This is a genomic window from Marmoricola sp. URHB0036, from assembly GCF_000426045.1.
In the GTDB taxonomy this organism is placed as follows: Bacteria; Actinomycetota; Actinomycetes; order Propionibacteriales; family Nocardioidaceae; genus Marmoricola.
The window spans coordinates 166,981-175,043 of the sequence record NZ_AUEP01000014.1; the positions used below are offsets into that span (position 1 = coordinate 166,981).

7 protein-coding genes are annotated in these 8,063 nt (G+C 67.5%); 6 read left to right on the plus strand and 1 reads right to left on the minus strand.

Annotated features, from left to right (window positions below; translation table 11 throughout):
* The first annotated feature begins 121 nt into the window (after positions 1 to 121).
* The 6 genes from H976_RS26955 (at position 122) to H976_RS0117010 (ending at position 7,309) form a co-directional block, all read left to right on the plus strand.
* Positions 122 to 1,315, plus strand: a complete 1,194-nt coding sequence (locus tag H976_RS26955) for a spermidine/putrescine ABC transporter substrate-binding protein (RefSeq protein WP_036226957.1) — start codon at positions 122 to 124, stop codon at positions 1,313 to 1,315.
* The gene (locus tag H976_RS0116990) at positions 1,299 to 2,474 is read left to right on the plus strand and encodes an ABC transporter ATP-binding protein (RefSeq protein ID WP_051276951.1); all 1,176 of its coding nucleotides are present in this window, start codon (positions 1,299 to 1,301) and stop codon (positions 2,472 to 2,474) included. Before H976_RS26955 ends, H976_RS0116990 begins: the two co-directional genes overlap by 17 nt.
* A complete protein-coding gene (locus H976_RS0116995) occupies positions 2,471 to 3,382 on the plus strand; it encodes an ABC transporter permease (RefSeq protein WP_027862516.1) in 912 nt (303 codons plus the stop codon). Before H976_RS0116990 ends, H976_RS0116995 begins: the two co-directional genes overlap by 4 nt.
* Entirely contained in the window at positions 3,379 to 4,200 is an 822-nt protein-coding gene (locus tag H976_RS0117000) for an ABC transporter permease (RefSeq protein WP_027862517.1), read from the plus strand. The genes H976_RS0116995 and H976_RS0117000 overlap by 4 nt, the downstream gene beginning before the upstream one ends.
* A complete protein-coding gene (locus tag H976_RS0117005) occupies positions 4,197 to 5,618 on the plus strand; it encodes an FAD-binding oxidoreductase (protein ID WP_027862518.1) in 1,422 nt (473 codons plus the stop codon). The genes H976_RS0117000 and H976_RS0117005 overlap by 4 nt, the downstream gene beginning before the upstream one ends.
* 752 nt (positions 5,619 to 6,370) lie before the next feature.
* Positions 6,371 to 7,309: a septum formation family protein gene (locus H976_RS0117010; protein WP_231388970.1), complete on the plus strand. Its 939-nt coding sequence runs from the start codon at positions 6,371 to 6,373 to the stop codon at positions 7,307 to 7,309.
* 353 nt (positions 7,310 to 7,662) lie between these two features.
* Here the strand turns inward: H976_RS0117010 and H976_RS0117015 are convergent.
* Positions 7,663 to 8,063 (minus strand): HNH endonuclease signature motif containing protein (locus H976_RS0117015; protein WP_027862520.1); only part of this gene is annotated, 401 nt, incomplete at its 5' end.

Below are 8,063 nucleotides of genomic sequence, written 5' to 3' on the forward strand. Positions count from 1 at the left end.
ACCGTTCCTGGACTACCTCCGCTGTAACGGTTCCGTGGCGTTCGTGTGTCGTCGCAACGGAATCCCTTGTCCGAGGACCACCCTCCGTGCGAAGGTACCCCCGTCAACGGGAGGAGTCCGGGTGGTCGGCAGGAACACAGGCTCGGCAGGCGCAGGCCCCAGCAGGCGCACCTTCCTCAAGGCGGGCGGTGTGGCCGCCTTCGGGGTCGGAAGCCTCGCGGTGCTCCCGCTGTTCGGCTCACCCTCGCAGGTGCAGGACCCCGCCAAGTGCTTCGCCGACGATCTGTCCAGCACCCAGAAGAAGCTGGTGGTCTCCAACTGGCCGGCCTACATCGACCCCGCCACGAAGAAGCAGAAGAACACCCTCCAGGACTTCGAGGCGGCGACCGGCGTCAGCGTCGACTACACCGACGACGTCAGCGACAATGCCGAGTTCTTCGCCAAGGTGCGCAACCAGCTCGGCGGCTGTGAGCCGATCGGGCGCGACCTGATGGTGCTGACCGACTGGATGGCCGCGAAGATGATCGGCCTCGGCTGGGTGCAGCCGATCGATGCCGACAAGGTCCCCAACCTGCACAAGAACCTGATCAAGCCGCTGCAGGGGCGCTCCTGGGACAAGGACCGCAACTTCTCGGCGCCGTGGCAGAGCGGGCTGACCGGCATCGCCTACAACTCCAAGCTGATCAAGGGCGTGGGCAGCTTCCAGGAGCTGATCACCAAGCCCGAGCTCAAGGGCAAGATCACGCTGCTCTCCGAGATGCGCGACACGATGGCGTTCATGCTCAAGGTCGTCGGCGCCGACCCTGACAAGTTCACCGATGCCGAGTGGGAGAAGGCGATCGAGGAGCTGCACAAGGCCGTCAGGGCCGGCCAGGTGCGGGCGTTCACCGGCAACGAGTACATCCAGGACCTCACCGCGGGCAACATCGTCGCCTGCGAGGCGTGGTCCGGCGACGTGATCCAGGCGCAGTACGACAACCCCAACATCAAGTTCGTGGTGCCCGAGGAGGGCCTGTCGCTCTGGAGCGACAACATGCTGGTGCCCAACAAGGCCACCCACGAGGGCAACGCCGAGAAGTGGATCGACTACTACTACGAACCCGAGGTGGCCGCGAAGCTGGCCGCCTGGGTCAACTACATCTGCCCGGTCGAGGGCGCTCGCGACGAGATGGTGAAGATCGACGACACCCTCGTCGACAACCCACTGATCTTCCCCAGCGAGGAAGACCTCAAGAACACGTTCGACTTCATGGTGCTCGACGAGAAGCAGTCGCAGAAGTACGAAGGAGAGTTTTCCGATGTCACAGGTGGCTGAAGCCCCGACCCGGTCGGGCGTCGAGAGTTACGAGGGGTTGCGCCTCCGCAGCCTGACCAAGCAGTTCGCAGCCTTCACGGCCGTGAAGTCGCTGGACCTCGACGTACCCACCGGGTCCTTCTTCGCCCTGCTCGGGCCGTCCGGGTGCGGGAAGACCACGACGCTGCGCATGGTGGCCGGTCTCGAGACGCCCACCTCGGGCACGATCACCCTGAGCGGCAAGGACATCACCTGGGAGAAGCCCTACCGGCGCCCGGTGAACACCGTCTTCCAGAACTACGCGCTGTTCCCGCACCTCGACATCTACGAGAACGTCGCCTTCGGCCTGCGGCGCCGCAAGAGCAAGGAGGTCGACAAGGCGGTCCGCGAGATGCTCGACCTCGTCGAGCTCGACACCCAGGCCCGCAAGAAGCCGGCTCAGCTCTCCGGTGGGCAACAGCAGCGCGTCGCCCTCGCCCGGGCCCTGATCAACAGTCCCGAGGTGTTGCTGCTGGATGAGCCCCTGGGCGCTCTCGACCTGAAGCTCCGGCGCGCCATGCAGATCGAGATCAAGCGCATCCAGACCGAGGTCGGGCTGACCTTCGTGCACGTGACGCACGACCAGGAGGAGGCCATGACCATGGCCGACACCATCGCGGTCATGAACGCGGGGGTGATCGAGCAGATGGGGGCCCCGGCCGAGCTCTACGACAACCCGCAGACCACCTTCGTGGCCAACTTCCTGGGCCAGTCCAACCTGATCGAGGGCACCGTCCGCGGACGTGAGGGTGACGTCGTCAAGGTCGACATGCAGGGCACCATCGCCTCCATCCCGACCGAGCGGGCCCACGTGAGCGGCACCGACGGCGAGCTGGGCTGGGTCGGGATCCGCCCCGAGAAGGTGCTCATCGCCGAGGTCGGCGAGTCGCTCGACGCGCCCGGCAGCAGCATCCCGGGTGGCGTGGTCAGCGACGTCAGCTTCGTCGGGGTCAGCACGCAGTACCTCGTCCGGATGCCGTGGGGACAGGAGATCCAGGTCTTCGAGCAGAACACCGGGCGACGACGGCTGTTCCGCCAGGGCGAGAGCGTCGACATCTCCTGGCGACCGGAGTACTCCTTCCTGCTCGACCACAACCAGGATGCGACCGCCGGTGTCGACAAGGAGGACGCAGCGTCGTGACCGCTGCGGTCGTTGCCGAGACAACCGGGGCATCCCCGCACCCGGAGCCGCAGGAGCACAGCCCCAAGCGCAAGCTGACCGGCTACTGGCTGCTGCTCCCGGGTGGCCTGTGGCTGATCGTCTTCTTCGTGCTTCCGCTCTACTCGCTGGTCGCCACCAGCCTCTACGACCCGGACGGGTCGGTGCTCCAGGGCTACGACATGACCTGGGCGTTCAGCAACTACTGGCACGCCCTGCAGGACTACTGGTCACCACTGGTCCGGTCGCTGGTGTACGGCGCGGTCGCGACCTTCATCTGTCTCGTCCTGGGCTACCTGCTGGCCTACGCCATCGCCTTCAAGTCCGGTCGCTGGAAGAACCTCATGCTGGTGCTGGTGATCGCGCCGTTCTTCACCAGCTTCCTGGTGCGGACGCTGTCGTGGAAGCTGCTCCTGCGCGACGACGGCTTCATCGTCAACACCCTGCAGTTCCTGCACATCGTCGGCGCCGACGGTCGTCTGCTTGCAACCCCGGTCGCCGTGATCGCCGGGCTCGTCTACAACTTCCTGCCGTTCATGGTGCTGCCCCTGTTCGCCAGCATCGACAAGATCGACCACCGCCTGATCGAGGCCTCCAGCGACCTGTACTCCCGGCCGGCCGTCGGCTTCTTCAAGGTGACCTGGCCGTTGTCGCTGCCCGGCGTGGTGTCCGGCACGCTGCTCACCTTCATCCCGGCCGTCGGTGACTACATCAACGCCCAGCTCCTCGGCAGTCCCAAGCAGCGGATGATCGGTAACGTGATCCAGGACCTGTTCACCAAGGCCAACGACTACCCGGCGGCCGGCGCGCTCTCGGTGATCCTGATGCTGCTGATCCTGGTGATGGTGCTCTTCTACGTCCGCCGCGCGGGAACGGAGGACCTGCTGTGAACTCGTCCTGGCAGCGCTTCAGCCGCTGGCTCAAGGCCCACCTCGTCCTCATCGGCGGGCTGCTCGTGATCGTGTACATGTTCATCCCGATCTCCGTCGTCGTGCTGATGAGCTTCAACAAGCCCGACAGCAAGCTGGTCTACAAGTTCGACGCCTTCACGTTGCAGAACTGGCTGCACCCGTGTGCCGACCCGAGCATGTGCCACGCCGTACGCCGCAGCATCGAGATCGGTCTGCTGGCCACCATCGTGGCGACCGTCCTCGGCACCCTGATGGCCTTCGCGCTCGTCCGGCACCGGTTCGAGGGCAGGGGAGCGGCCAACCTGATCATCTTCATGCCGATGGCCTCGCCCGAGATCGTGATGGGCTCCTCGCTGCTCGCGCTGTTCGTGGCCTCCGGCTTCGGTGGGCAGCTCGGCTTCGGCACGATCCTGATCGCGCACATCATGTTCTGCCTGTCGTTCGTGGTGGTCACCGTGAGAGCCCGGCTCGCGGGACTCGACAACAACCTCGAGCAGGCCGCGATGGACCTCTATGCCACCGAGGCGCAGACCTTCCGGCGGATCACCTTCCCGCTGGTGTTCCCCGGCATCCTCGGCGCGGCGTTGCTGTCGTTCTCGCTGTCCTTCGACGACTTCATCATCACCAACCTCAACGCCGGCAACACGACCACGTTCCCGATGTACGTGTGGGGCGTCGCCCAACGAGGTGTCCCGATGCAGGTCAACGTGATCGGGACCCTGATGTTCATCATCTCGATCGTGATCGTGGTGGGGGCCGAGATCAACCGGCGGCGGCAGGAGAAGGCCCTCGCGTGAGCTCTGGTGTCTCCCCGTCCCAGGCCGCTGAGTCCCTGACGGGGGCCAGCCCCACGCCGTACTGGCTCGACGACCCGGAGCGTCCTGCCGCGCTGCCCGGGCTGGGCCAGCTCGAAGGGCCTGACTCTGCGGACCTCGTCGTCGTCGGGGGCGGGTACTTCGGACTCTGGACCGCACTGCTCGCCAAGGAGCGCGATCCCGACCGTTCGGTGCTGCTGCTCGAAGGCGAAACGTGTGGGCACGCGGCCAGTGGGCGCAACGGCGGGTTCTGCGAGGCGAGCCTGACCCACGGCTTCGGCAACGGGCTCGCGCGCTGGCCGGCTGAGCTCGACCAGATGCTCGAGATGGGCCGGGAGAACCTCGACGGCATCGAGCGGACCATCCAGGAGCAGGGCATCGACTGCGACTTCGTGCGCGCCGGCTCGTTCGCGGTGGCGACGCAGGACCACCAGGTCGCGCCGCTGCGGGAGGAGTACGACGAGACCCGGGCGCATGGGATGGCCACGACCTGGCTCCCCGCCGACTCGTTGCGCGAGCGGGTCGACTCGCCGACCTTCCTGGCCGGCATGCACGACCCGGACGCCGCGATCCTCGAGCCGGCCCGGTTGGCGTGGGGACTGCGCGACGCCTGCCTGCGCGCCGGCGTACGCATCGCCGAGCAGACGCCGATCACCTCCCTGGCTCGAGCGGGGTCCGGGGTCGCCGTACACGCACGGGACGAGCGGGTCCAGGCCCAGCGCGTCGTGCTCGCCACCAACGCGTACCCGTCCCTGCTGCGCCGGCTGCGGCTGATGACGGTGCCGGTCTACGACTACGCGCTGATGACCGAGCCGCTGACACCCGGGCAGCGGGCCTCGATCGGCTGGGAGGGTCGCGAGGGCATCGGCGACGCCGGCAACCAGTTCCACTACTTCCGCACCACCCGCGACGGCCGCATCCTGTGGGGCGGGTACGACGCGATCTACCACTACGCCAGCGGGATCTCGGCGGAGTACGACGAGCGCCCGGAGACCTTCGAGGTCCTGGCCGAGCACTTCTTCGCGACCTTCCCGCAGCTCTCCGGGCTCAGGTTCACCCACGCCTGGGGTGGCGTCATCGACACCTGCACCCGCTTCGCCGCCTTCTACGGGACCGCGATGGCCGGTCGCGTCGGCTACGCCCTCGGCTTCACCGGACTCGGTGTGAGCGCGACCCGGTTCGCCGGGGACGTGGTGCTCGACCTGCTCGCCGGCCAGGACACCCCGCGGACCCGCCTCGAGATGGTCCGCAAGAAGCCGGTCCCGTTCCCGCCCGAGCCCATCCGCTGGGCCGGCATCGAGGCCACCCGCCGCTCCCTGGCCCGCGCGGACGCCAACGGTGGCCGGGAGAACCTCTGGCTCAAGGCGATGGACAAGCTGGGGCTGGGCTTCGACTCGTAGGCGGGCGTTCGTGGGTGGGAGGAAGACGCTCCGGATCGCGGCATGTGAGTGCGCTTCGACCTCCCTCCTGCAACGATCACGTCGTGACAGTCGAGACTGTTGGGGCCATCGCGAGAAGAGCGCGTGACTGGGTGAGATGCGGAGGCAAGGCCTTGCGTGCGCCAGCAGATCGGGCACTAGGAAGCGCGTAGTCGCTCGGCTTCTCGTCATCGCGCTGCTCGTGTTTCCGGTAGCGGGATGGCTGGGCTATCTCGTTACGAAGAGCGCGGTCGGCCCGTTTGTGGGCAACCTCGTGCGGTCTACCCCGCGCGCACGATTCCTCTGTTGTCATGGCCGCGGAGAGAGCATCCTGAACACATCCCAGCATCCCGGGCGGTGGCTAGGGAGGGGCGATGGATGGCGTCGAGCAGGCACCCGACGAGGAGCAGTTGCGCGAGCTCTGCCGAAGGCACCGCACGTCCCTGTTCTGGGCATCTATCTGGGATGGGGTTCCGTCCGACTTCTCTGACAACAGCACCAGCGCACGACTTGGGGTGTTGGACCGCGCACGGATGTGCGACCACTGCCGCTCGCTGAACGGCCTGAGCCCCTTGTCGCTTCCTGCGACGAGGAGCCTCACACCTGCCGGATCGCACCGCCTCGAGACGCCAACGCCGGGGGCACCCGAAGCACCCGAAGGCTCGTTGGCGCTCGTGCTTGCGTGCGGCCTCCTCGCGGCAGTTGCGGCCGCGACGGCCCACGCGACGTTCGTCGTGCGAACCGAGTACGAGTTCGGATGGACCGCGGCCATCCTGGGGGCGGCCGTGGGGGTGTCGGTGCGGCTGGCCAGGTCCGGGTTGCACAGGATCTGGCTCCAGGTGATTGCGGTCGTCTTCACGTTGGCCAGCCTGCTGCTCTCCGACTACATCGTCGTGCGCTACGCCGACTTCCAGAGCTTCCGCGACGATCCCGTCGGCCTGCTGTTCTGGGGCTTGTCGCTGCTGATCGCTTGGCAGTCCGCCGGTCGGGGCGCACCCGAGGAGCCGAAGCTGCAGCCCTACCCGCGCCCGGCCGCAGCTCGCTCCCCTGTCAGGCCCTGGGAAGCCGACCACGTCGACGCCAACACCGGCACCGACACCGGGTCCGGTGAGCCGCCCAGGTCTGCGCCCAGCCCACGCGTGTCCGAGGAACCCCGGCCCACCTACGGTTTCGGCGCCGCGACCGGCGACCCGGGCAAGGAGCAGCAACCGGAGACGTCTGCGGTGCGGGCGTCCGCAGTCGTGTGCGTCATAGCCCTCGTGGTGACCGGCGCCTCGATGGCGCTGCTGCACAAGTGGACCCCCGTCGGGCAGGGCCTGGTCGAGTACAGCGACCTGCACGTCGGCGACTGCGTGCGCGACATGGAACCTGACAGCGCAGTGCGAGTCGACGTCGTCGACTGTGCATCGGTGCCGCACACCGATGAGGTGTACGCGACGTTCACGCTGCCGCGCCACGACTGGCCTGGGGAGTCGACGGTCGAACAACTGGCCTGGGAGGGCTGCGACAACGCGTACAGGGGATACGTCGGATCCACGCTCGTCGCAACCAACCTCGATGAGTCCATGTTCTCTCCAATCAAGGACGCCTGGCCCGAGGACCGCGTGGTCGTGTGCACCGTCTCCGACGGTTCGGGAGCGACCCTCGGGTCGCTGCGCAGCACGAAGCGTTGACCGTGCCGAAAAGGTTCGTGAACGGCGCACCCACCTGGCTCGGCCGGACTCGGCACGAACTCGGCACGGGCGCCTATTGGTCGGATGGGTGCTTGCCTGACGGCGCCCCAACGATGCGCGTTCAGCACCCTCACCCGCGGAGGCTCTGTGCGGCCGTTGTCGGGGGCCTAACCGGAGACTCTCGTGGGCCCGTCCGGCTACGGGCGCCAAAGGGACGGTCGCCATGACGCGGCCACGGACGAGGTGCTTCTGAGTTCCTTGCTGGGTCTCGCCTTCCGCAAGAAGGGATGAGCCCGCGTCCGAACATCGGCAGATGAGTGCACTTCGCTCAGCACCAGTAGGGACGCCCCTGCTCACGTCCTCCTGTGGAAGGTGACGGTGCCGTTGGGGTGGTGTTGGTGGGTGTAGGCGGGGTCGTGGATGCGTCGGTGGTGGTGGCCGCAGAGGAGTCGGCCGTCGTGGAGGTCGGTGTGGCCGCCGTGTGCCCAGGGGGTGTTGTGGTGGGCGTGGCAGATGGCGGGTGGGCGGTCGCAGTGCTGGGCGGTGCAGCCTTGGTCTCTGATGGCCATGGCGATGCGTTGGGCACGTGAGTAGGTGCGGCGGGTGCGGCCGAGGTCGAGGACTTCGGATCTGCCGCCGAGGACGGCGGGGATGAGGCTTGCGGTGCAGGCCAGGCGTCGGGCCTGGGCGGCGGTGATGTGTCCGCCGGTGTCGAGCCTGCAGACTCCGGCGGCGTGGAGGTCGGCGAGGAGCT